Source organism: Streptomyces sp. NPDC093149 (assembly GCF_044754145.1).
GTDB lineage: Bacteria > Actinomycetota > Actinomycetes > Streptomycetales > Streptomycetaceae > Streptomyces.
Window position 1 is genome coordinate 80973 of the sequence record NZ_JBIVON010000012.1, and the last position, 24242, is coordinate 105214.

General features: G+C 68.1%; 16 protein-coding genes. 6 read left to right on the top strand and 10 right to left on the bottom strand.

What is annotated here, in order from left to right:
* Nucleotides 1-24: 24 nt before the first annotated feature.
* The 6 genes from ACIQCZ_RS30580 to ACIQCZ_RS30605 form a co-directional block, all read right to left on the bottom strand.
* Nucleotides 25-876 (bottom strand): hypothetical protein, encoded by an 852-nt coding sequence (locus ACIQCZ_RS30580; protein ID WP_402286882.1) that lies wholly within the window; start codon nt 874-876, stop codon nt 25-27.
* A gap of 1082 nt (nt 877-1958) precedes the next feature.
* Complete coding sequence (locus ACIQCZ_RS30585; protein ID WP_402286885.1) at nt 1959-2657, bottom strand: DUF1326 domain-containing protein; 699 nt, start codon at nt 2655-2657, stop codon at nt 1959-1961.
* Nucleotides 2658-2854: 197 nt separating this feature from the next.
* The gene (locus ACIQCZ_RS30590) at nt 2855-3892 is read right to left on the bottom strand and encodes an NlpC/P60 family protein (protein WP_402286888.1); all 1038 of its coding nucleotides are present in this window, start codon (nt 3890-3892) and stop codon (nt 2855-2857) included.
* Nucleotides 3893-4429: 537 nt separating this feature from the next.
* On the bottom strand, nt 4430-5560 hold the full coding sequence (locus ACIQCZ_RS30595; RefSeq protein WP_402286891.1) for a catalase family protein: 1131 nt from the start codon (nt 5558-5560) through the stop codon (nt 4430-4432).
* Nucleotides 5561-5611: 51 nt separating this feature from the next.
* Entirely contained in the window at nt 5612-6970 is a 1359-nt protein-coding gene (locus ACIQCZ_RS30600; RefSeq protein WP_402286894.1) for a Dyp-type peroxidase, read from the bottom strand.
* Nucleotides 6971-7079: 109 nt separating this feature from the next.
* Nucleotides 7080-7670, bottom strand: a complete 591-nt coding sequence (locus ACIQCZ_RS30605; protein WP_402286897.1) for a hypothetical protein — start codon at nt 7668-7670, stop codon at nt 7080-7082.
* Between the two features lie 561 nt (nt 7671-8231).
* Between ACIQCZ_RS30605 and ACIQCZ_RS30610 the strand changes: the two genes are divergently transcribed.
* Entirely contained in the window at nt 8232-8909 is a 678-nt protein-coding gene (locus tag ACIQCZ_RS30610) for a GAP family protein (protein WP_402286900.1), read from the top strand.
* Between the two features lie 247 nt (nt 8910-9156).
* On the opposite strand, the gene ACIQCZ_RS30615 is transcribed toward ACIQCZ_RS30610, so the two are convergent.
* The 3 genes from ACIQCZ_RS30615 to ACIQCZ_RS30625 all read right to left on the bottom strand — a co-directional run bounded on the left by ACIQCZ_RS30615 (nt 9157) and on the right by ACIQCZ_RS30625 (nt 13531).
* On the bottom strand, nt 9157-10179 hold the full coding sequence (locus ACIQCZ_RS30615) for a tellurite resistance/C4-dicarboxylate transporter family protein (RefSeq protein WP_402286902.1): 1023 nt from the start codon (nt 10177-10179) through the stop codon (nt 9157-9159).
* A gap of 507 nt (nt 10180-10686) precedes the next feature.
* Entirely contained in the window at nt 10687-12522 is a 1836-nt protein-coding gene (locus ACIQCZ_RS30620) for a molybdopterin-dependent oxidoreductase (RefSeq protein WP_402286905.1), read from the bottom strand.
* Nucleotides 12523-12691: 169 nt separating this feature from the next.
* Entirely contained in the window at nt 12692-13531 is an 840-nt protein-coding gene (locus tag ACIQCZ_RS30625; protein WP_402286907.1) for an SDR family oxidoreductase, read from the bottom strand.
* Between the two features lie 546 nt (nt 13532-14077).
* On the opposite strand from ACIQCZ_RS30625, the gene ACIQCZ_RS30630 reads away from it, so the two are divergent.
* From ACIQCZ_RS30630 to ACIQCZ_RS30640, 3 genes are read left to right on the top strand one after another with little or no spacing between them, the layout of a single operon-like run.
* A complete protein-coding gene (locus ACIQCZ_RS30630; RefSeq protein ID WP_402286910.1) occupies nt 14078-15970 on the top strand; it encodes a glycoside hydrolase family 15 protein in 1893 nt (630 codons plus the stop codon).
* Nucleotides 15931-16875 carry a cyclase family protein gene (locus ACIQCZ_RS30635; RefSeq protein WP_402286913.1) on the top strand — a complete coding sequence of 315 codons (945 nt, stop codon included), beginning with the start codon at nt 15931-15933 and terminating at the stop codon, nt 16873-16875. Before ACIQCZ_RS30630 ends, ACIQCZ_RS30635 begins: the two co-directional genes overlap by 40 nt.
* A gap of 19 nt (nt 16876-16894) precedes the next feature.
* Nucleotides 16895-18544: a GMC oxidoreductase gene (locus ACIQCZ_RS30640; RefSeq protein ID WP_402286915.1), complete on the top strand. Its 1650-nt coding sequence runs from the start codon at nt 16895-16897 to the stop codon at nt 18542-18544.
* A gap of 203 nt (nt 18545-18747) precedes the next feature.
* On the opposite strand, the gene sph is transcribed toward ACIQCZ_RS30640, so the two are convergent.
* Nucleotides 18748-19728: a sphingomyelin phosphodiesterase gene (gene sph, locus ACIQCZ_RS30645; RefSeq protein WP_402287235.1), complete on the bottom strand. Its 981-nt coding sequence runs from the start codon at nt 19726-19728 to the stop codon at nt 18748-18750.
* A gap of 734 nt (nt 19729-20462) precedes the next feature.
* On the opposite strand from sph, the gene ACIQCZ_RS30650 reads away from it, so the two are divergent.
* Both ACIQCZ_RS30650 and ACIQCZ_RS30655 read left to right on the top strand, forming a co-directional pair.
* The gene (locus ACIQCZ_RS30650) at nt 20463-21425 is read left to right on the top strand and encodes a hypothetical protein (RefSeq protein WP_402286918.1); all 963 of its coding nucleotides are present in this window, start codon (nt 20463-20465) and stop codon (nt 21423-21425) included.
* 63 nt (nt 21426-21488) lie between these two features.
* Complete coding sequence (locus tag ACIQCZ_RS30655) at nt 21489-23606, top strand: PQQ-dependent sugar dehydrogenase (protein WP_402286920.1); 2118 nt, start codon at nt 21489-21491, stop codon at nt 23604-23606.
* Nucleotides 23607-24242 lie beyond the last annotated feature (636 nt).

Consider the following 24242-nt stretch of genomic DNA (forward strand, 5'->3'; position numbering starts at 1 on the left):
AGCTGATCGGTGGCGTTCATCCGGTCAGTGGTGCGCGTGGTGGCCGTGGTGGCCCTGGTGGTGGATCCCGTGCTCGGCGGCGGCAAGGTGTGCCGCGTCCGGACGGGGCGTGACCGCGGTGGTCCGTACGGTGAACTCGGCTGTCCGGACGGCATCGTTGTGCTGGAAGTCCAGGTACAGGCGGTAGGTGCCGGCCGAGGGCGCGACGGCCATGAAGGCGATCTCGGGTCCCGGTGCGGTGGTGCCGTCACCGGGTTCGCCCTCCGGGTGGACGTGGAGGTAGCCCAGGTCGCCGACCCGCAGGGCCACCAGGTGACCGTACGCGGCCAGGTAGGGCTGCAGGTCGGTGACGGGGCGGTTGTTCCGGCTGACGGTGAGGGTCAGTTCGCTCGCCTCGCCGGGCAGGAGTTCGCCGTCGAGCACGACGGTGTACTCGCCGATCTGCGCGATCTTCGTGGCCTCGGGAAGCGGCAGCGGGTCGTACGGTCCGGCGACCGCGACGTCGATTCCCAGCGTCATGGTCCCGTCATGGCCGGTCGGGTGGATGTCGGTGAAGAATCTCCAGTTCCCCGGTTCCAGGGCCAGTTCGACGCTCCAGGTGCCCTTCTCGTCCATCACGGGGTGCACGTGCTGGAACCCGGCCGTGTCGCGCCGGACGGCGATGAAGTGCAGTTCCTTCTCGTGTTCCGGTATGAACTCGGTCACCGCCTGCCCGTCCGGGCCGATCACCCGGAAGCTGACCGGCTGCACCCCGGCGGTGAGGATCGTCGAGTCGAGTTCGAGGGTGTACCCGTTCTCGGAGACCGACAGTCCACCGGGCCGGGCCCCGCCGTGGCTGCCGTGGTTGGTCTGGTCGTGGCCGGAGTGATTCCTCATGACGTCTCCATTGGTGTGATGCGCCTTCTGACGTCGTCCGTTCAGGACAACGATCACAACCATATACCCCCTGGGGGTATTCCGGGAGTCTCGACGGGTGACATCTTGCGAGAGGGCTTACCGACGTGGATCCACCGGGTGGAGTCACCCGCCTGCCGGTACCGTGGCGCTGGTGCGGCATGGCTGCCGCGGCCGGACGGCGTGAACGGGTCAGTGCATCTGCCGACGCGCAGCAGGGGAACTGGCACCGCCTGCGCGCATGACGGCACACGCGTTCCCGCAGGACGGGCGAGGGCTGTTCTGCTGTGCGAGATGGGACGCCAGAGCCTGCAGTGCGGCGGTGGCTGTCGTCCTGACGAGGGGATGGCTGGCTACCCGGTATGCCGTGCTGGTCCATGACGGTGTGACCATGGAGGGCCTCCTGGTGGGTCAGTGGCCGGATCTTCTGGTGGTAGCGGGCGCTAAGTGGCCCGCCAGACCTGGGAATTGGCGTCCGGCGGGCCACCCGGCTGCGGTGTTCTGGATCCACGCCACGGCCGGTTCAAGCCGAACAGGCGCAGGCAGCTCGGCCTCGCCCCGACGGTCGTGATGCCCGCGGAACAGGGTGGACTTGATGGTGCAGTGACTTGCGGGCCAAGCGGTTGGGGCGGCGGCGCGCACGTCGCTGCGGACGGGTGAGGTCGCCGGCCTCGATGGCGGCGTCGGCGCCGGTGTCCATGGCAAGGCCGAGGCCGGCCTGGGCGAGTGCGGCGGCGTCCTTGACGCCGTTGTCGGCTGTGGCGAGCGAACGGCCTTCGCTCTACGGCCTCTCCGTGATCCGGTCCACGGGGGTGCTCGGCAATGTGCTCACCGAGGTCTCTCCTTCTCGCGGGGTGTCCGGCTGCTGCGGCCCGATTCACGTGCTCGGTCTTGGAGTTCACGTCGTGCTGTATATGCGCCACGGTACGGGCGCGCCATGCCGTGAATACGCCGGCGCCCTGAACGCGGGGCCGGAATATTGCCGGTGTGGCCGAGCGGTCCGGTTCCGCCGACCAATCGCTGGACGAGACCCTCGACCGGCCTTCCCGCCCCCGGCCTCGCGGTCAGGGGCGCCAGTCGAAGGGGAAGTGCTTGCTGGATCCCCCGCGGTATTCATGGGAGAAGTCGAACCCTTCCGCGTGGTCGCTCTCGACGACGCCCCAGGTGGCGATCTGGCCGGGGCCGACCTCGGCACCCGGGGCGTTGACCAGTTGGACGCGACGGGAGGGGTCGGCAGTGGGACCGGTGAGGGCGGTCGCGCCGACGGAGACCTTGTCGGTGACACGTGCCCGCCAGTACGAGAGATCCTCGGCGGCGTCGAAGAGGACCGGAGCGTACCGTACCTCGCGCAGTTCGCTGATGAGCGAGCCGAACTGGCCCGGCCAGCCGCCGACATGACCGGCGAAGATCTGCTCCAGCGCGTCACGCTGGGCCTGGTCGCCCTTGGAATCGATGTAGAGCATCACCTTCATCGTGGCGTCCGGGTCGCCGACCCACATGTTCCCGGCGAACTCTCCCAGTGCCACCACGCCCAGGCCGTCCAGGCGCACGTCCCCGAAGTGCCCTTCGTGAACCTGCCAGACGAGCGTGAAGAGGCAGTCGCCGTGGGTCGGTGTCTGGGCGAACGTGCAGGGGCAGGGTAGTGCGCAGCTGCACACGTCGAACCACTCGCCCCGTAGGTGCCAGTCGGGCAGTGTGCCGTCATTCGTGCCCGCTCGGACGACGGCGGGGGCGCTTTGCGATGTGGCGGAAGTGGTGCACATGGTGGCCTCCCAGATCGCTGATACCCCTAGAGGGTATATCGGATAGGAGGAAGGCTAGGGCCCGAGGCGCCCGCACGTCAACTACCCCCCGGGGGTATCTAGTTGATTGAGTTGCCTGGGTGTTCGTGGCCAGGGATCGATGGTGCGGTCACCATGGCGTGGAGCGGAACTGCCCCATTGCTCGCGCGTGCCGGCGGTCAGATCCGTACGCCCCACATGAACGGCATTCCACTCCGTGCGATCGACTCGTAGCGCACCTGGGCGCCCGGCTTCGGAGCGTGCAGGATCTGTCCGTTGCCGGCGTAGAACCCAACGTGGCTGAGGTCTGTCCGCATGATGATGAGGTCGCCCGGCTTGAGTGCACTCAGCGAATTGATGCGCGAACCGACGTTGGCCTGAGCCTGCGAGGTACGGGGGATAGACACCCCTGCCTGGTTGAACGCCCAGGACGTCAGACCGCTGCAGTCGAAAGAGTTGGGTCCTGAAGCGCCCCACACATAGGGAAGGCCGACCCGGCTCTTGGCGGCGCTGAACGCCGCTGCGGCACGCTGTGACGCACTGGCCTCGTTGCCGAGTTGCACCCGCTCGCTGGACCGGTTCGCCCGCTCCTCCTTCTCTGCGATCCTGGCCCGTTCCTCCGCTGTCAGAGTGTTGAGGAGCTTTTGGGCCTGGGCCAGCTTGCCCTGGATCTCCTTTTTCCTGTCACCCAGCCCCTTGCGGACACTTTGCAGGTCCTGGAGCTTCTCCGTAGCTTCGCGCCGCTGCTGCTGGAGACCGCGCTGCTGCGACTCGTACTGCTGGAGCGCGGCGACCTGCTGCGCACTCAGGCGATCCATCGCGGACGCCTTGTCGAGGAAACCGTCGGGGTCCGAAGAAAGCAGCAACTGGACGGAGGGGTCAAGGCCGCCGCTGCGATACTGAGCCGCTGCTATGGAACCGACCTGGTTCCGGAGGCCGTTCAGACCGCTCTGCTTACGAGCAGCGGTTTCCTGAAGGTCCTTGACCTCCTTCTCCAACTTGCCGGCGGTCTCCTTGGCCCCGTTGTACTTCTCGGTGGCCTGCGTTGCTTCCTCGTAGAGACGGTCGACTTGAGCCTGGACACCCTTTTTGCTCGGATCGGGAAGCGGGTCGGCCGAAGCCGACTGCGCCGACAACGCAACGGTCGCCGCAGCTGTTGCGGTGAGCACGGTCACATAGGTCTGGCCGGGCTGCTTAGGACGACGATGGGACGCCACTGAGGCGAACTCCTTCTTCCTCGGCCGCCTGCCAGGACCACTCCGGTATCCCAGCTCCGTCCGCACGGCACGGATGCGGCGAATCCTTCGCCGCCACCCCCAACGGGCGATCGACAGTTCGAAGGACCGAGCTGAGACTAAACTCCTTAGTGGATAAGTTTCAACCGAGTGTTCGCGGAGGGGTACTGTCACGCGGCGCCGCGATTGCTCGGGACACGACGGAAGCTCAACAGCACTTTCGCTCTCTCGGTGCGGTCCGGCCCCTTGTGCAACATTCGTGGCGAGCTGCCGAAGTCACCTGCGCTGACCTGCAGCCTCTTGGGTGCTTGCTGCGGTGCTTGCGAGGGTGAGGGCTTCGATGGTGGCGGTGAGCCGGTCAGGGGTGAAGGCTCGGGCGATCCACTGATCCAGGGCCCGGGACACGACGACTTCCCGTAGGCAGACGGTGCGTGGGTGGGTGAGGCCGGGCAGAGGGCCTGTTCCTGGTCCTTGAGTTCACAGATTGGGTGGGGTCGCTTGCCGATACATCAGTCGGCCTCATTGGGCCGGGCCAAGTACTTCGTCGGCGCTGCGCGGCTCTGTGCGTGGCTGTTGGTTGAGCTTGTGGCGCGCGATGGAGGATCGCCGGTAGACCTCCTTGCGGGCACGCATGATGTTGCCCAGGGGCGCGTGCTCGGCGGTGACCCGCCAAGGCGTGAAGGACAGGGCGTCCATCTTCTCCAGATTCTCCGGCTCGGAGATGTCCTGCTGCGGCAGGCGCAGCTTGGCCACGGTGACGAAAGGCGAGAGCTGTTCGGGCCACTCCACGGTGGTGTCCTCCACCGGCATGCGCTCCAGGTCGGTGCAGAGTTGGACCTGGATGTCGAAGGCGTAAGGCCGCTCCTGCAGCTCGGCTTGCAGGGCCGGTCGGAAGGCCTCCGCCGCCGAGGTCCGGTCGATGGTGCGCCGGACCACCGCGGCGGCGAAGGACGGGTCGGGCGCGATGCGCACCTTGGCGATGTAGTCCCCGTGCCGGACCGCACCCATGGTCCAGTAGCTCGAAAGCAGCAGGTTCGCCGGAGGGGTCTTGGTCAGACGCAGGAAGGCCAGGAACTCGTCCCATGCCCAGTCGTCCTGGTCCAGCGTTCCTTTTCCGGTCACGAACTCGGTGAAGAAGCGATGTGCTCCGGTACGGCCCTGGGAGAAGTAGGCCGGCGCGTTCAGGAACAGTTCCTGGATGAACAGGTAGTGCTCGACTGTGTTGCAGAAGAAGATCGGTCCATTGATGTTGGCGTAGTCGAAGGTGCCCGTGTCCGGTTCGTCTTCCAGCAGGGTCGGGCCCGGGATGTCGAACATTTTCAGCGCCAGTCCGGTGGCGGCGCCCAGTCGTGCGTCGGCTCCGGTGTGAGGCGAGCCGTTGGAGAAGCGAATGAGCGCATCGTGCGTTCCGGGGGTCGCGTAGATCCCCTGGGCGTACTCCGGGGGCAGCCCGTCCAGGATCTCCACCTCCGCACGGACCAGCCCGTAACCCTTGGCATGAGCGTCCCGAAGGGCCCGCCCGGTGCCGCCGGCCTCAACCGACTCGGCGATGTAGCTCTCGGTCTTCTCGATCACCGTCCGCACGTTGCGGTCGAAGTCCGGGTCGGCGTCTTCGATGTCTGGTGTGTAGCGGACGAACTGTGCTGCCATGACTTCGACCTCTCCTCTCGGAGACCGTGATCGCACCTCAGGGGCTTGGATCTACCCTCGGTCCTCCAGTTCGGCGAGCCAGCGCAAAGCGCGCAGCCCTGGCACAAAGCAGTACTCGCCGCCCCGGGTGACCACGAAGCTGGGCAGGTTCTGCAGACGGCGCCGGATCGGCTTCTCCGGGATGGTGACGCTGCCCCTTCCGCCGTGATGCCCGGCTACTGGGTCCTTCTCGCCGGGGTAGCCGATGAAATTGCCGTCGTTGACCCATTCGGCCTTGATGAACTCGAACTGCCGTTCCAGATGGGCCCCGAGGAAGACTCCGACCAGGCCCCGCTCGGCGCCGTCGTCCTCAAGCACGCCCTCCGGCAGCGGCGGGCCGTAGGTGGTGCCACGGCGGATGAGGCGGTGCATCCGCGCATCGCCGATGATGGCGGAATCACGGGGGTTGGTGCGCCGGATGTGCGCACCGGCGGGGCACCGGTACCCCCGGTCGTCGTTCTCCCGGTACAGGAAGTTGTTGACGCGGTGCGCATCGGCCGCCAGCTCCGGATCATCGTGCTCCGGGGTCAGTGTCAACGGCGCTCCGCTCGGCCAGCGACCGACCATCTTGGCCGCCAGGAGTGCCTCCTCCTCGGCGCTGGAGCTGTTCGCGCGCAGGTACCGGCGCCAGGCCGCCACGTTGGTGTGGATCTTGCGGACGGCCGCGTAGGTCCCGTTGCGCCCCAGCACATCGGGGCTGGGCATGGGCGGCAGGCTGCCGGTTTCATCGGGGTAGCCGAGGATGAACTCGCCGGCCTTGATGGGGGCTTCCAGCAGGTTGGAGCCGGGCAGCCCGACGCCCTCGATGTTCGGATGGCTGATGCCGTCACGGAAGCCGAACGTGGTGCGCCCGGTCGGATGCTGGTGGACGTCCTGCTGCCAGATCACCTGGACACCGGGTGTCTCCTCGTAGACGACACGGGCCCGGTTCAGTTCCTTGTCCAGCTGTGCCGTATCTGGGGAGAGGGCACTCAACGCGATGTGGACATCGCCCGTTCCGAACGGTGCCTCCCAGTGGGCCGGTGCACTCTCGCCCACGTCGCCGATCAGCTCCGCCCGGGCGGCCATGCCCTCACGGAACGCCCGCGGAAAGCTGTCCAGCGAATCCTGGGGTACCCCCAGGGCCCTCAGCCCCTCATAGGTGAACGCCACGGCGACCCAGGCATCCTGGCTTCGGTCCGCGCCGGGCAGACCACCCGAGGCCACCGGGAGCAGCCGCCGCAGCAGGGCGCGCCCGGCATGACGGTCATCGACACGCAGGAAGACGAACTTTCCCTCGTACGGCACGGGCCTCGGCCGCAGCGCCCCGCTCTGGACATCGTCGATCTCGACGCTCACGCCGGCCGCGCTGCTGCTGTCCGTGCTGTTCATGATCGCTTGTGCCTCCTCATCGGTCTCTGCCTGGGCAGCCCCGCAGCGGCCGTACCCGCCGATGCGGTCCAACGTCGGGTCGGTTCCGAGGGTTGGTCGTGTCCGGGTTCTAGGCCGAGGCTTCCTCCAACAGCTTCTGGAAGGCAGGCGTGGCCACCAACCCCGCGTTGGCCGGGTTCTCCAGGGCCGACCGGAACTCGGGGGTGTCCAGCACCTCCTGGAATGCGTCGTCCACGCGCTGGTCCTTGTAGATCTGCTGAACGGTCAGGTCGGGATAGGCGCTGACGAACACTCCGGCGGGCTCCTGGTGGGCGAGGAACCAGTCCTTCACCCCAGGGTCCTTGACGCCGGGGAACCCTTCGCTGTGCGAGAAGACCTTGTCGAAGCGTTCCCCGACCACCGTCTTGGCGAAGTCGTCGATGTAGGTGTCCCAGGAGCCGTCGAAGACGCTGGCGAACATGAACCGGGTGTCGTTGTCGAAGATCACATGCCGTGCGTCGTGCAAGGTGCCGATCTGGCGCACCGCCGCATGCGTCCTCTCGGCAGCCGCCGCGTCAGCCATCGCGGCGAGATCCTCACGCAACGCTTCCGCATGGCCCGGCTTGATCTCGGTGAAGACGGTGAACTCGCTGCAGACCCCATCCGACCTGCCTGGCCGCTCGGGGCGCGCTGACCGGGCTGCACCTCTCGTCGCAGTCATCGTGTGATTCTCCCGCCACGGATCGGTGCGAGGGTCGCCAAGCACCCGAACATGGAGCGCCATCGCCCTCACATGTCAATCCTCACGGCGGATGCCCTGCCTCGCATTTTCAACCCTGATCGACGCTTTCACCCAGGACGGATTCCCCTGGGAAACTCCGGCACTGGCGAGTGTTCATCCTGATCACTTCACGATGCTCCCACCAGGGGCGACTACGTTCCGTGCAGCGTTTCCGGCACGGTGCTGAGCAGGAAAAGCAGCCTCGAATGCCAGGTTGCCGACCGGTTCCGAGACGGCATCAGAGTGGGTGTGGCAGGCCCGTCCCGGGGGCCTCGCGTCCCGAGAGGCTCCCGAGGACAGATCCGGCTGGGCGCAGGAAGATGGAAGCGGTGGGACGTGCTGAGTATGCCGCCGTCGCCATATCGGGCAACCACTTTCGCACAGCCGTGAAGACAAGGGCGCGGCGCAGCCGACCACAGAACAAGCCGTTGCACCGTACTGACGGTTGGATCACCCGCTTCCGCCAAGCCCGCTCCACTGGATCGCCATCCGGAGGCAACCATGGGCGCAGTTCTCGGTGACGTGCTGGGTTTCGCGGCGGCCGTCGCGGTCAGTCCCCTCCCGATCATCGCCGTCATCCTCATACTCGCCACGCCCCGAGGACGGCTCAACGGCGTCCTCTTCACCGTCGGCTGGATCCTGGGACTTGCCGCACTGGGCGCGGTGATGCTGGCGATCGCTTCCCCGGCAGGCGCCTCCGCCCACCATCACCCGGCCACCTGGGTGGGAGCGCTCAAGCTCGCTCTGGGCGTTTTTCTCGTCCTCTTCGGTGCCCGGCAGTGGCGCCGACGCCCAAGGGATCCCTCGCAAGCGCAGCTGCCGAAGTGGATGGGCGCGATCGACCGCCTCACGCCGGTCAAGGTTTTCGCACTCGGACTGGCCCTGGCCGCGCTCAACGCCAAGAACGCACCGCTGACCATCGCCGCGGGCGCCGCGATCGGCTCAGCAGGACTGCCGGTCGGGCAGCAGATCGCATCACTGGCGATCTTCGTCCTGATCGCCACCCTCGGCCTGCTGGCCCCGCTGGCAGTCTTTCTCCTCGGGGGAGAGCGAGCCAAGACCACGCTCGGCAACTGGAAGAACTGGGCAGCTCAGCACAATGTCGTCGTGATGGCGGTCTTGTTCTTCGTCCTCGGGCTGAAGCTGATCGGGGACGGCATCTCCATCCTCATCTCCTGACGGGCTTTGCCAGGCGTGGTGGTGTGATTCGATCACGGGCGCGCGAACCGGCGAAGATCGCGATCTTGGATGAGGCCTCCGCGGCATCAGGCTTCCGCAGCGCCGGTGCGGGCCTCGGGCCAGGGGCTGATCCGAGAAGTGATCCTGGGCGGGACAGAGCCAGTGGACCCCGTGTGGACCACGGCCCCCGCCCGCCCCTCGGGCGCGGATCTGGCAGCCAGAGGGAGGGGCAGGGGGCGATCGCTGCTCATTGCGCCGTTTCGGTATGGCAGAGACTGCGTGCCAGCGAGGCGAGCATCGCCAGGAACACCACGGCCCACAATGCTGCCGCCAGCCATGTCTCGGCCGCCCCGAGTGTGGTGAGCCAGGAGACCCCGATTGCGCTTCCCAACTGCCGGGTCGCGACTCCGTACATGCCGACGGGGAAAACCATGCTCCACAGACTCGACGAGAAGCGCAGCGGAACATGCCGGGCCAGGTATCGCCAGACACCGAGTGCGATCAGCAACGGGATGAACCAGGTGGCGAAGGACCAGAGCACGAGGCAGAGCGCGGAGATGACCTCGGCCGGCAGCAGACGCTCGGCCGCCGGCAGTTGCAACAGAGCAGCACCCGCCAGCACGCTGATGGCGCCGGCGCCCATGAACACCCAGTAGGCGGGAATCAACTCCGCCGGTGCCATCGGCCGCACGAGCATCCGGGACAGGACCAGCGGGGCCAGCAGAAGGAACTGAATCAGCCCGATCGCCCAGCACACCGAGGCGAGCTCGGGCAGGAAGGCATGGGCTGCGGGCATCAGCCCGTTGAGCGCGACCGCTGCGACGGCGACAGACTGGGTGGCGACCACCCAAAGGAACCAGGTGCCGTTCACCTGGTCCAGCGAGGGATGGCGTCGCGCGGCTGCGACCAGCGCGAGCGGGATTCCGTACCCCAGCAGCAGCCAGCCCAGTACTCCGACTGTCAGCAGCACGGCAGCCGCCACCTGATGCCCATCGGCCGCCAAGCGGTCGGCCAGGATGTCGGAGGCCGCGACCGCGCTGAGGAACGCGAACCCGCGCGGCCCGACCGCATCCGCGAGCAACCGTCGTCGCCATCCCAGCAGCCGCCAGCCGTTGCCGAGCAGCAGAACCCCGTAGCCGGTCAGGCCGATCACCAGCAGTGCTGCCGAGGCGCCACTGGTGCCGTCGCGGTCGAGCGCACTGGACACGATGACGGTTGCCATCACGAACGCGAACGCCCCAGGATCCAGATTCCGCACAGCTGTGCGCACGGCTCGCCGGAGGCGGCGCTGTGGGCGGGGGGCGGGCGTAGCCAAGGCCGTTCAAACTCCGCCCGTGGACCTGGCCTGGGCGCCGACCATCCATTCGGCAAGGACGGCGAGCCGGCCGCGATCAGCACCCCGGGTCGCGCTGAGCGGTGTCGGACCTTCGTGGACGGCGAATTCACGCTGCGAGCGCACTGCTGCAGGGCGACCGGACCGCCCCCCTTCGCACCGACAGCGACGGCGGAACTCGTTGAGACAGCGCGGCTCACGGGCGTGCCGACAGTGCGGTCGCACGGCGGAGGCGACGTCATGCAGCCCCTCGCCGCGGTTCGCCTTCGCCTGCGTTCGGCGAGGCCGGAGACGGGCCACCAGGATCCGGCTGCCGTCCCCGGGCGTACTTTCCTCATGGCTCCTGCGACAGGTCACGTTCGCCAGCATGGCACTGCTCCCGACGCGATGCCGTCCTCGCCGGAGCGCGCCGCAGGGGCGGCAGATATTCCTGGCGATGGGCTGTCAGATGGGCATTCGGTAGCCGTAGAACTCATGGTCCTCGTTGTAGCCGCCCTGCCCCGCGCCGAGATGGGAGAAGCTCTCGACGAACTCGATGGCCCGGATCCACTTGACCTGCTTGAAACCCAGCTCAAGCTCGTTACGCAGCCGGAGCGGAGCACCGTGTAGCTCATTGAGCGGTTCACCGTTCATCTCGTACGCGAGGATGGTCAGGTGGTGCTGCATGTGCTCGATCTTGTGAGCATCGTAGTAGACCCCGCCCTCGCTGCCGGAAGCGAAGGAGTAGAACACGGCAAAGCGCGCATTTGGCGATGGTTGCACCAGTTCGACGATCTCCCGCATTGGTACGCCGCCCCAGTTGGCGACGCCTGACCAGCCCTGGATGCAGTAGTGCTGGGTGGTCTGCTCTTGTTTGGGCATCGCCTTCAGATGCTCGTAGGACAGGGTGACGGGCTTGTCCACGAGTCCGTCGATGCGCAGGCTGTAGTCGCGGAAGCCGTTGTCCCTCAGGTTTGCGTATTCCTGACTGTCAGGCAGCGTGCCGTTGGGCCAGAAGAACGGCGAGATCGCTTTGTCCGGGTAGGTTGCGCGCGGATCCGCATTCTCCAACAGCGCCTTTGCCCAGCCGATAAGAAACCTGCCGGTCTTCTGCACTACCCGCGGATAGCGCAGCGTGAGCGGTGAAGCGGCCCACCAGACGGCCACCACGATGGCCATCCAGACGACATACAGCCACCATCCGGTCCAGGAAGCGGTGTTCATGCCGATGGTGATGTGGTTGAGATTCTTGAGCAGCCCGGTGATCCAGACCATGACGGTGTGGATGAAAATGAACCCGACAAAAGTTACCAGCGCCATGAAGTGGACGATGCGGGCTGTCTGGCGGTTGACCCGACCCCAGCCCAGCCCGAACTTGGCGGCGATGGCCGGCGCCTGCAGCAGACCGGTGATGAAGGCCAGTGGCGCGGCGATGAAGACCACAACGAAGTAGGCGATGATCTGCATGCCGTTGTACTGCGTCCAGCCCTTATTCGCGGGGAAGTCCAGAGACCCGTACTGGATGGCAGTCGAGATGGCATTGGGGATGACGCTCCAGTCGACCGGCACCAGCCGCGCCCACTGCCCCGTGGTGAACAGCAGCACGTAGAACGTCACACCGGTGAGGACCCACAGGAAGTCGCAGCTGAAGTGCCACCAGCGGGCGAGGCCGATCGAGTGCCGGATCCCCGGCAGGCCGAGCCAGCGAGGCAGGGTGACCGCGTCGTCCTTTGCCGTCCACGCACGCTCCGGCGGTTCCTGTGCCATCCGGTCAGGCGGTACCGGGCCGCGCAATCGCAGTCGCTCCCGGCCGGGCATGCACCCGGCGTCCGTCTGCAGCCGTGGATGGTCGGCCAGGATCTGGATCCCAGCCCGAATGATGAACAGCATGAACAGCAAGTTCAGGAAGTGCAGGATGCGCAGCCACAACGGGAACCCGCTGGTGACCGGCGGCTGGAAGTCGCCCGTTCCGGGATGACTGGCGATCCAGCTCTGCACCGCCGAATAGGTACGCAACTGCTGGCACACACCGATCCAGACGATCAGCCCCGCGACGCTGATCGGGATCAGCCAGGCGGTGCTGTACCAGCGCTTGCCGATGCGCACTTCCGGGATCCGCGCCCTGACCGGGGGAATCCGCCGCGACCACTCCGCGACGACGACGCGGTCCTCGGCAGGGCTGAGTTCGCTCTCGAGGGGATCGGGGGCGCCGAGAGGGTCGGAACCCGATGCCGCGCCAGTGGCCGCGCGCGCCTCCTCCGCCCTGCCCCTTCTGTCTGGTTGACCCGCAGGTCGACTCATGAGGACCTCGTCACTCCAAATAGCTGCGTGCAGATGTGTGCTCAGGCAGTGCCACCGCGAGCGGCATCAGGGTGGGGTGGGCGGCGAGGGTGAAGACCATCGGTTGGTTCCCGCCCGGGCAGTTCCTGGGCCGGGGTCTGCGCCGGCAGGCTCTCCACATGCGCCGTCGTCAGCCGCCGGTGGCGAAGCCGGGGAAGAGTGTCATACCGCCGTCCACGTACAGGGTGCTGCCCACCACGTAGTCCATGAAGTCCGAGGCCAGGACCGCGACGGCATGGGCGATGTCCTCCGGGTCGCCCACCCGCCGGTAAGGGATCAGCCGCAGCAGGGCTTCCTCGGCTTCGGGGGTGTCCCAGGCGCTGCGGTTGATGGGGGTGCGGATCGCGCCGGGCGCCACCGCGTTGACCCTGATCCGGTGGGGTGCGAGCTCCTGGGCCAGGGTCTGCATCATCATCAGCACGCCGCCCTTGGAAGCCGCGTAGTTCACATGCCCGGCCCAGGGGATGGTCTGGTGGACCGAGCTCATGCAGATGATCTTCCCTGCCGCGCAGGACACCTCGGGGACGACGCCACGGCGCATGAACTCCTTGGCCGCTTCGCGGGCGCACAAGAACTGCCCGGTCAGGTTGACGTCCAGGACCTTGTGCCATTGGGCCAGAGTCATGTCGGTGACCGGCGCGTCCCGCTGCAACCCGGCGTTGGCCACCATGATGTCGATGGTGCCGAACTCTTCGACCACGCGCGCGACCATCGCGACGACCTGGTCCTCCTGGGAGACGTCTGCTTCGTGGGCGTAAGCGCGCACCCCGAAGTTCTGGATCTCCCGGACGACCTCCTCGGCGGCCTCCTTGCCGGCGACGTAGTTGACCACGACATCGGCGCCGACCCGGCCCAGGCCGATGGCGGTGGCCTTGCCGATGCCGGAGTTCGCGCCGGTCACCAGTGCCTTCTGTCCCTTCAGCAGCGGCAAGGCGGCAAGCGGCCGGGTTTCGCTGGCGGTGGTTGCCACGGGTGGGTCTCCGTCTCTGTCCGTCGCCCGGGCCCGGCCCGGGATGCAAGCTGCTCCCCGGAGCGCCGCCCGCGCGGTGGTCCAGGTTCATGCAGCCCACCTTCGGGTGCGTCGGCAGACCCCGCACGCGGAGCGCGCCCGTACGGTGGGGGCGAGGCGTCAGCGCCAGGGCGCGCGGCGAGGCCCAGGGCGCGCGGCGAGCCGCCGCCAGGCCGCTCGCTATGTCCCGAGCGTGGCCGAACCCGCCACGCTGAGGACGGTGACGCTCGGCAGCAGCTGGAACAGCGAGCCGCGCGCCTCCTTTCGGGGGCGCGCACCCGGCACAGCCGCAGCTTGAGCAGGCGGGGATTGCCGGCCGGCAGCGCCATAGCCTGGGCGATGGGCTCCGGGCGGTTCATCACGCGGAGGCGGACCAACTCACTCCTCCGCCCGTCAGCTGCGGCCTCCCGCCAGCAATGCGGATCGTGTCCGAATGACAACTCCGGGCGCTCGCCTCGGCGTCATTCCCGGTGTGCAATTAACCCAAATGGGTCTGATACTGGCGATATGGATCGCTATCCTCCCATTGCCGACCATGGACTGGTCGGGGACCTGCAGACAGCCGCTCTGATCACGGATCATGGCGTCGTCGACTGGTTCGCGGCCCCGCGGTTCGACTCGCCAAGCGTCTTCGCCGCGTTGCTCGACCACGACCGCGGTGGCTGGTTCCGGCTGGCGCCCGAAGACAGCGGTCAGGGCACTTGGCGCCAGCTGTACTACCCGGGCAGCGCGCTACTGGTGACCCGATTCATGTCCCCCGACGGGGTCGGAGAGGTGATCGACGGGATGATCCCCGACACCTCGAGCCGGGCCACCGACCGGCACACCCTCGTGCGGGTCGTCCGGGCAGTACGCGGCACCGTGCGCTTCACCCTCGACTGCCGACCGCGCTTCGACTACGCCCGCGCCGAGCACACCCTCGACCTGGGACCTGACGGGGCAACCTTCCACAGCCCCCACCTCACCGCCCACCTGCGCAGCACCTTCCCGCTGCAGCGCGACGGCCGGGACGTCCGCGGTGAGGTGACGCTGCGCGAGGGGCAGGTCGCCGGAGCACTGTTCACCGTCTGCCGCGCAGGCGGCCCCGCTCCGCCGCAGCCGACCGAGGACGAGCTCGCCCGCGAACTATGGGGGATGGTCGGCTTCTGGCACCGCTGGCTGCTCACCTCCCGCTACCGTGGCCGGTGGCCGGACATGGTGCACCGCTCCGCCATCACCCTGAAACTGCTCACCTATGCCCCCACCGGCGCCCCCGTCGCGGCGGCGACCATGGGCCTGCCCGAGCAGGTCGGTGGCGAGCGCAACTGGGACTACCGCTACACCTGGGTCCGGGACGGTGCGCTGTCGGTGCGGGCCCTGGTCGACCTCGGTTTCGTCGAGGAGGCGGTCGCGTTCGTCCGCTGGCTCGGCCAGCGGCTGCACGAGCAGGGCGGCCCCGGCAGTGAGCCCCTGCAGATCATGTACCGGGTCGACGGCGACCCCCGGCTGAACGAGGAGATCCTCGACCACTTCGAGGGCTACCGCGGCTCATCCCCGGTGCGAGCCGGCAATGCCGCCGCCGACCAGCTGCAGCTGGACATCTACGGGGAGGCCCTCTACGCCCTGGCAGAGAGCCGCCAGTTGGGCATGCACGTGGGCTACGACGAATGGACGGCGCTCGCCCGCACCCTCGACTGGCTCGCCGACTCCTGGGACCGCCCGGACGAAGGCATCTGGGAGACCCGTGGCGGACGCCAGAACTTCACCTACAGCCGGGTGATGTGCTGGGCCGCCTTCGACAGCGGGCTGCGCCTGGCCGACGAATGGCGTCGCCCGGCCGACGTCCAACGCTGGACCGCGGCTCGCGACGCCATCCTCGCCCAGGTCATGGAGCGCGGCTGGAGCAAGACCGAGCAGGCCCTGGTGCAGCACTACGACGGCGATGTGCTCGACGCCTCGCTGCTGCTGGTCCCCCGGGTGGGCTTCCTGCCATCGCTGGGCCCGGGCTGGCTGTCCACCCTGGACGCCATCGACCGCAAGCTGGTCTCCGACAGCCTCGTCTACCGCTACGACCCGGCTGCCTCACCCGATGGCCTGCGCGGCTCGGAAGGCACTTTCAGCCTGTGCACCTTCCTGTATGTCGACGCACTCGCCCGGACCGGTCGGCTCGACCAGGCCCGTTACACCTTCGAGAAGATGCACACCTACGCCAACCACGTGGGCCTGTTCGCGGAGGAGATCGGCCCGGACGGTGCCCAATTGGGCAACTTCCCCCAAGCCTTCACCCACCTCTCGCTCATCATGGCCGCCTCCAACCTCGACGACGCCCTCGACCGCCGCCGGCAGGACGGCGGCGTGCCTGAACGCGAGGAACCAGCCCCATGGCTCACCGGACGGAATCCGGCGGACCGCTCGCTCTGAGCGCCACGGACTTCCGCCTGCTGCACGGCCGTCTGCAGGCCGCACGCGCAGGCGGACCGGAGCGCGGTGCCCTGGCCACGATCACCCCACAGCAGGTGCTCACCGCCGCTGCGGAAGTCCGCACCGGACGCGCAGTCTCCTTGGCCGCGCCGGTGCAGACGGCCCCGGCACCCGATGCTCCGGACCCGGCTCGGCACCGGCTCACCGCCCCGGTCGACAGCGAACCGCTCGGCGACGGGCTCCACTTCGCCCGGGACCGCTTCGCGATGAACGTCCACAATGACGTCGACAGTCATATCGACGCCCTCTGCCATGTCATCTGGGACGGAACACTCTACGGAAACCTCCCCGCCGACTCCTTCACCACCACCGGGGCCGACGCCCTCTCCCTCGACCTCGCCCACGACGGCATCGTCGGACGCGGCGTACTGCTCGACATCCCCCGGCTGAACGACGTGCCGTGGCTGGAGTCCGGCACCCAGGTCACCACCGAGGAACTCGCCGCCGCCGAAGCGGCCCAGGGCGTCCGGGTCGGCCGCGGCGACCTGCTCTTCGTGCGCGTGGGGCACCGGCGGCGTCGCATCGACCTGGGCGCCTGGGACGTGACCCGCGCACGCGCCGGGCTGCACCCCACCACCATGGAGTTCGCCGCCGCACGGCAGATCGCCGCGCTCGGCTGTGACAGCAACAGCGACCCGGCACCCAGCACCGTCGACGGCGTCGCCTTTCCCGTACACGTGCTCGCCGTCCATGCCCTGGGACTGCACCTCCTCGACTACCTGCAGTTCGAAGAGCTGGCGCCGCAGTGCGCGCAGCAGGGCCGCTGGTCCTTCCTGTGCGTCGTCGCGCCGCTGCGGCTCCCAGGTGCCACCGGCTCCCCCGTGAACCCGATCGCCATCCTCTGAGTGAAGAAGGTGAAACACCATGCAGGACGAACCGACCGGCCCGCACCCCGACACAGGACAGCACTACGACGTCATCGTCATCGGCACCGGCGCGGGCGGTGGCACACTCGCCTACCGCCTCGCCGGCACCGGCAAGCGCATTCTCATTCTCGAACGCGGCGACTACCTGCCGCGCGAGCGCGACAACTGGGAATCCTCCGCGGTCTTCGTCAAGGCCAAGTACCGCGCCCCTGAGTTGTGGTACGACCAGAACGGCAGGACCTTCCCACCGGAGGTCAACTACTACGTCGGCGGCAACACCAAGTTCTACGGGGCCGCACTGTTCCGGCTGCGCCCCGAGGACTTCGGCAAACTTCGCCACCACGACGGCATCTCTCCCGCCTGGCCCCTGAGCTACCAGGACTTCGAGCCGTACTACACCCAGGCCGAACACCTCTACCTCGTCCACGGGCGCCACGGAGAGGACCCGACCGAAGGACCTACCAGCGCCCAGTACGCTCACCCCCCGGTCCAGCACGAGCCGAGGATCCAGCAACTCAGCGACGACCTGGAGAAGCAGGGACTGCGCCCCTTCCACCTCCCCATCGGCGTCAACCTCACCCAGGATGAGCAGGGGCGCCCCACCCATCGCAGTGCCTGCATCCGCTGCGACCGGGTGGACGGATTCCCCTGCCTGCTGGGCGCCAAGTCCGACTCCCAGGTCATCTGCGTCGACCCCGCGCTGGAACACCCCAACGTCACCCTGGTGACCGGTGCCAACGTGCGCCGCCTGGAGACCGACGCCGACGGACGCAACGTCACCAACGTCGTCGCCGAACTCCCCGACGGCTCCTCCGCCGGCTTCCATGGCGACATCGTGGCCGTCGCCTGCGGCGCGGTGAACTCCGCCGCCCTGCTGCTGCGCTCCGCCAACGACCGTCACCCGCGCGGCCTTGCCAACAGCTCCGACGTCGTCGGCCGCCACTACATGCGCCACAACAACCTGGCGTTGATGGCCGTCTCCCACGAGCCCAACAACACCCGCTTCCAGAAGACCCTCGCCGTCAATGACTGGTACCTCGGTGCGGACGACTTCGACTACCCGCTCGGCGGTATCCAGATGCTCGGCAAGTCCGACGCCGAACAGATCCGCGGCGAAGCACCCCGCTGGGCCGGCCTCGCCTCCCCGGACATGCCCTTCGAAGTCCTTGCCCAGCACGCGGTCGACTTCTGGCTGTGCGGAGAAGACCTGCCCGCCCCGGAGAACCGCGTCACCCTCGACAGCGACGGCAACATCCACCTGGCTCTGGACGAGACCAACAACACCACCGCCGTCACCCACCTGCGCCGCAAGCTGCAGAGCATCCTCGGCCACCTGGGCATGCACAGGCACTACCTGCTGCCGCACACCCTCTACCTGCACAAGGACATGCCCATCGGCGCCACCGCCCACCAGGCCGGCACCGTGCGCTTCGGCAACGATCCGCGCACCTCAGCGCTCGACACCAGCTGCAAGACCCACGACCTGGACAACCTCTACGTCGTGGACACCAGCTTCTTCCCGAGCATCGGCGCAGTGAACCCCTCCCTGACCGCCATCGCCAACGCCCTGCGTGTCGGCGACCACATCACCGAACGCCTCGGTGCCTCCTCCCCCCGTACGGCTCCAGAATGTCTGCGCAGCCCGTGAGCCGTGGTTCTGCCGGGCGATCAGCTTGCTCGGTGGTACTGATCGATGCGGCCTGCGACGGCTTGTCGGCGCTGGATCCGAGCGGCGGGGCCGGGCGTGCGGCACTCCGCCTCGCAGCATCCGATGGTCTTGCCGACGGGGTTCGGTCGGGGCGAGCGGGGTGACAGGTGTGCGGGGTGACGGGTGTGCGGGGCTCGGATCCGCTATCGGGCGGAAGCGATCAGCGGGTAGTGGTCGGAGAGATTCGTGTACGTGTACTTCGTGCCCCAACTGGAGACGGTCCAGGGCGCGGTCTGCTCCTTGATCACCTCGTTCGTCCAGCCGGCCGGCTTCGCGTGCCCGGCGCGGTGCAGGACATGGTCGAGGTCCTCGCGAGGGTCGTCGGGGTAGCGGTCGGCGGCGATCGAGTTGTCCTGGGTGTCGAAGGAGTAGGCGTGCCCGGTGCGGGCATCGGCTCCGGTCAGTCCGGCGTCGGCGAGCATCGACGCGTACTCGGGGGAGCGGGAGTCGACGTTCATGTCGCCCGCCACGATGACCTGTTCGGAAGCCGGGATGTTCTTGGCGTCGAGGAAGGCGTCGATCTGCCTGAACTGCCGGCTGCGCATCTGCGCCGCCTCGCCGGCCTTGCATCCGGAGTCGGTCGACTGCGCGTGGGTCCCCACCACATGGACCCTGTTGCCGTCGACATTCAGTTCGGCGTAGACGAAGCCCTTGTTGGACCACCAGTCGCTGCCGCAGGCGTCCTTGTAGATGTACTGCTCCTTGCGGACGATCGGCCACTTGCTCAGGACGGTGACCCCACCGTCCTCCGGAGTGGTGGCCGAGTAGGCACCTCCCGTGGCATCCCAGCCGCTCCTGCTCCGGCCCACCACCGGTGTCTGATACGGGTATTGAGTGGAAGCGTTCCGTGCGAGCGAGTCGGAGGCGGAGTTGTCGAACGCCTCCTGGAGCACGACCACGTCATGGCCCTGGAAGAAGGACGCCTTCGGTATCTCCGCCGCTCGGTGGTCCTGTCCCCAGTTCGGGTAGAGGTTCTGGCTCATGAGGAACGTGTTGTACGTGAGCACCCGCAGGGAGGGGACGTCGGCCGCCGATGCCTGAGGGGCGTTGGCGATCAGGGTGACGGCGGCGAGCGCGGCGGACAGGGTCACGCCGGAGGTGCGGCGGAGCGCGGTGAGCGGCACGGTGGTCTCCTGCTTCTGCTGACGGGGGGTGGAACAGGCGACACACATCCAACCAGCGGGAGTTACCCATGGGTAGACATCGGATGCCGGGACTCTTTCCATGGGCGTACCGACGAACGAAACCTTGGTCGGCGCGGATATGTGCGTGCGGCTCATGGCCCGGCTGTACAGGTGTGAAGGCGTGGGGTGGACGCTGTTGACGGACCGTGGTGGGTCCGTCGGTACGGGGCTTGGACGCCTCGGTCCGGCCAAGTCCCCGCCCGCGGAAGCACTTTGAGCAACGTGATGCCGTGGTAGGCCGCCAGGGAGCCCTTTCGATTCGCCCGTAGCGGGCGTCCGGCCGGCAGTGGTCGTGATCGGAGTCGTGGTCAACTGGCGTATTTGAGCGCCAACTTGTCGCAGGGGTCGTTGCAGTCCGTCGTGAACCGGCGCCTGCGCGGTCGCGCATCGGGCCGCTTCGCCCATCCGCCGTACCCGCCCGGACCTCGGGCGAGCGGCTCGTACACCGCGGTGAGCCGGCGGCGCCCGCGTTCCGACGAGTCGCTCGCGGGTTGCGTTCTGGTGCACGAGGAGGTTTGCGCCGCCGCGGAAGGGTGCGCAAAAAATTGGCGAGTACACGCCCATTGTCAGGGCTGTCGCGAGGGACCAACATGGTCGTTGCACGCGGACGAAAGCGCTTTCTGTCGGCTGGGAAACCCCGGTCGACCGTCCCTTCGCTGCCGCTGGGAGGCTGAATGACACCGCCCCGCACCAGACGCTACTCACTCGCCGTCGCCGCGCTCGCCGCGACCGCCTCGCTCGCCGCCGCCACGGTTCCGGCCCAGGCGGCCCGCCCCTCGACCGTTCACACACCGCTGCGGGCCCAAGCCGTGGCGGCGTACGACTTCGGACACCCGGACCCCGCCGACCCCGGTCGCGAGCAGGACATCGGACGTTCCGGCACCACGCTCAGCCTGATCAACGGCGGTTCCGCGATGCGCGTGGCCGACGAGGCGTACCCGGGCGCTTCACCCGCCCTGCAAGTACGCCAGCAGAATCCGGCCACCGCGGGCAACGACGACTGGAAGGCCGGGGCCTGGGACGCCGAGGGCATGGCGTCCCTCGGGGCCTTCAACAGTGCCCGGGGTGCCACCGTCATGGGCTGGTTCAAGATGACGGGCGACAATCCCGCCCTCAACTCCAACACGGCCGACCCGGGCGACCGCTACAACGCGATCGGGCTGGCCGGCGTACTGTCCGGAACCTCTGACGGCCACGCGGTGCGGGCTCTGCTCGAACTCATTCAGGTCAAAGGTGAGTTGAAGCTGGTCGCGCTGGGCAGGCGCCTGGACGGCGGCGCCTCCCAGACCTTCGCCGCCGACGCCCCCTGGGAAGAACTGCTGCCCCTCGGTGAATGGGTCCACCTGGCTGCGACATTCGACTTCCGTGACGGCACCCTCGCCCTCTACCGCGACGGCAAGCCCCTGGACGGGTTCTACGTCACGCCGGGCGACCCCTGGGAACTCGCCACCACGCCTGCGCCCCACCGCGCCTCGCCCACGGATCCCCGCGGCATCAAGATCGGCGGGAGCTTTCCCCAGAACACCCGGGAGAGCAATGCCTGCGACTGCCGCATGGACGACCTCCTGTTCCTGGACCGCCCGGTGCCGGCCGGAGCGGTGGCGGCGGAGTACCGGCGCATGACGCGGGGCCACTGACCGTTCTCGTCCTCGGATCGTCCTTTCCTCACCTCCTTGTCGCGCCAGCCCGAAGGGATCCGCATGGCCTCACGACGTACGTACCGAAAGAGCTGGGCGGCCGTGGCCGCCGTCGCAGCCCTCGCTGTCGGCGGTCTCGCCGCGCCCTCCCACGCCGACGAGCCCGCCGCAACGACAGCCGCCCTGACCGACCCCATTCCGCAGAAGCCCGTCCAGTCCAGGACAGGCCTCGTCCTGCAGGAGTTCGCACAGTTCCCCGAGTCGGATCCCGTCCCGGCGCCGACGGATCCGCGCCTGGTGCGCCACGCCCGGATCAACACCATCAATGAACTTCCCGACGGCTCGGGCCGGATGGCGACCCCCGACCTCAACGGCACCCTTTACCTCACCGACCCCGGTGCCGCGACGCGGAAGTCCGGGGGTACCCCGCACCCCTACCTGGACGTCAAGGCGGCGTTCTCGCACTTCTTCTCGGGCCGCGGTCTCGGCCAGGGTCTCGGGTACGCAGCGTTCCACCCGGAGTTCGCGGCGAACGGGCGGTTCTACACCGTTCATACCGAACTCGCCTCGCAGGCCACCGAGATCCCCGATTACCGGCAGGCGGGCACACTCACGTATCACGGCATCGTCACCGAGTGGACCGCCGACGACCCCTCCGCTGCCGTCTTCCACGGCACCCGTCGCGAGGTGCTGCGGATCGGCTTCTCCGGCCAGGTGCACGGCATTCAGCAGATCGACTTCAACCCGACGGCCAAGCCCCACGACGAGGACTACGGCCTCCTCTACCTCGCGGTGGGCGACGGAGGGCAGGGTGTCGGCAACAGCGAGCCGCAGAACCTGACACTCCCGCACGGCAAGCTCCTGCGGATCGACCCCGCGGGTCGTGACAGCGCCAACGGCCGGTACGGCATCCCCGCGTCCAACCCGTTCGTCGGCGAGTCCGGTGCCCTCGGGGAGATCTACGCCATAGGCATGCGGGACCCGCACCGCTTCAGCTGGGACACGGGCGGCAGCCACCGTATGTATCTCGGTCACATCGGCGAGCACGCCATCGAGTCGGTGTACGAGGTCAAGGCCGGTGACAACTTCGGCTGGAGCGAGCGCGAGGGCCCCTTCGTGTTCGACAAGGAGGCCACCGACCCGTGCGCCCGTATCCTCCCCCTCCCCGCCGATGACGCCCAGTACGGCTACACCTACCCGGTCGCCGCCTACGACCACGACCCGGGACCCGACTGGAACTGCCGGTCCGACGTGGGCCGCGCCATCGCCGGCGGCTCCGTCTACCGCGGCAAGGACGCGCCGGCGCTGCGCGGGAAGTACATCTTCGGCGACCTCGTGGACGGCCGGATCCTGGCCGCGGACACCCGCGACATGCGCCGCGGCGCCGGGCTCGCGCCGCTTGAGCAACTGATGCTCTTCGACAAGTCCACCGGGAAGACGGTCACCATGCGCGACCTCGCCGGGGACCAACGTGTCGACCTGCGCTTCGGCTCCGACCGCAGCGGCGGCCTGTACATCGTCTCGAAGGCCAACGGCAAGGTCTGGAAGGTGACCGGGACCCGCACCTTCGCCGACTGCGAGGTCGGCAACACCCCCTCCACCCACACCACCGGCCCCGACAACTGGGCGCCGGTCACCCCGGCCAAGTGGGCCTACACCGAACGCGAGACGATCCTGACCGAGCCGGGCGTCGCCCGCCCCGGGCCGCGGCGTCCCTTCGAGTACGCCGTCCTGACCGCCGGCCCGCGCCATTCCTCCGTCACCGTCGAGGCGGAGGTGCGGATCGACACCCCCGTCGAGATCACCAACCGTGACGTCATTCTCATCTGGGACTATCAGTCGGACACCCGATACCAGTACGCGCACTTGTCGAGCGACAACAGCATCTACCCGCACAACGGTATGTTCACGGTCGACGACGCCGACCGGCTGCGCATCGACGATCAGTGGAACGGCAGTTTCGGCGCTCCTCCGGCGATCAAGGACGAGGGATGGCACAAGGTGCGCCTCACCCACTGTGCCGACACCGGTGAGACCGCCGTCTACCTGGACGGCAGCCCCAACCCCCTGATCACCGCCACCGACCCGGTCTTCGCCTCGGGTCGGGTGGGCTTCGGATCCTTCGACAACACGGGCCGCATCCGTCACCTGAAGGTGACGGGCACTCCGGCCGGCGACTGACCTCGCGGGAGCGGGCTGACACCATCGGCCCGCTCCCGCTCCCGCGCCGTCACACCGTCCGCATCGGTTCGGCGGACCCGTCGCGCGACGACGCCCGGGCCGGCGGTCACTCACCGCCGCTGACCGTCGCCGTCGAGGCCCCGTGCGGGACCGGCCCCTTCGTGGGTGCCGGTACGCATGTCGACGAAGTATCAGGCTTCGGGTGCCACCATGTTGTGGGCACCGGTGTGAGCCGTGCGCCCGGCCCCGACCATCCGCGGAATCGTGTCGTGTGGAAGCGGGTGTCCATCGGCTGCCGGAGTCCGGGCTGTTCGCCCTCCGGCCGCTCATGGCCCCTCGCGGTCTGTTCGCCCTCCAGCCTCTCGCGGCCCTTCTGCCGCCGGCCTCTCTCCCCGGCCCCTTCCCGGCTACTCCTGGCCCCTCCCGGCCGCTCCGTTCCTTCGGGTCCGCGGGCAGTGGAGCCGGCGTCCTCGACGTCGCGTGGCAGAGGCTTCGTGTGACGCGCCCCACTTTGGTCACGATCCGATCTCGGACGCTCAGAAGGGGGTTGTTTTCAGCCATGTAATCGTTTCCAATCATCGTTGTAATCGATTCCACGGCGCTGAGCTGCTGGTTTCGAGGCTCACGGAAACCACA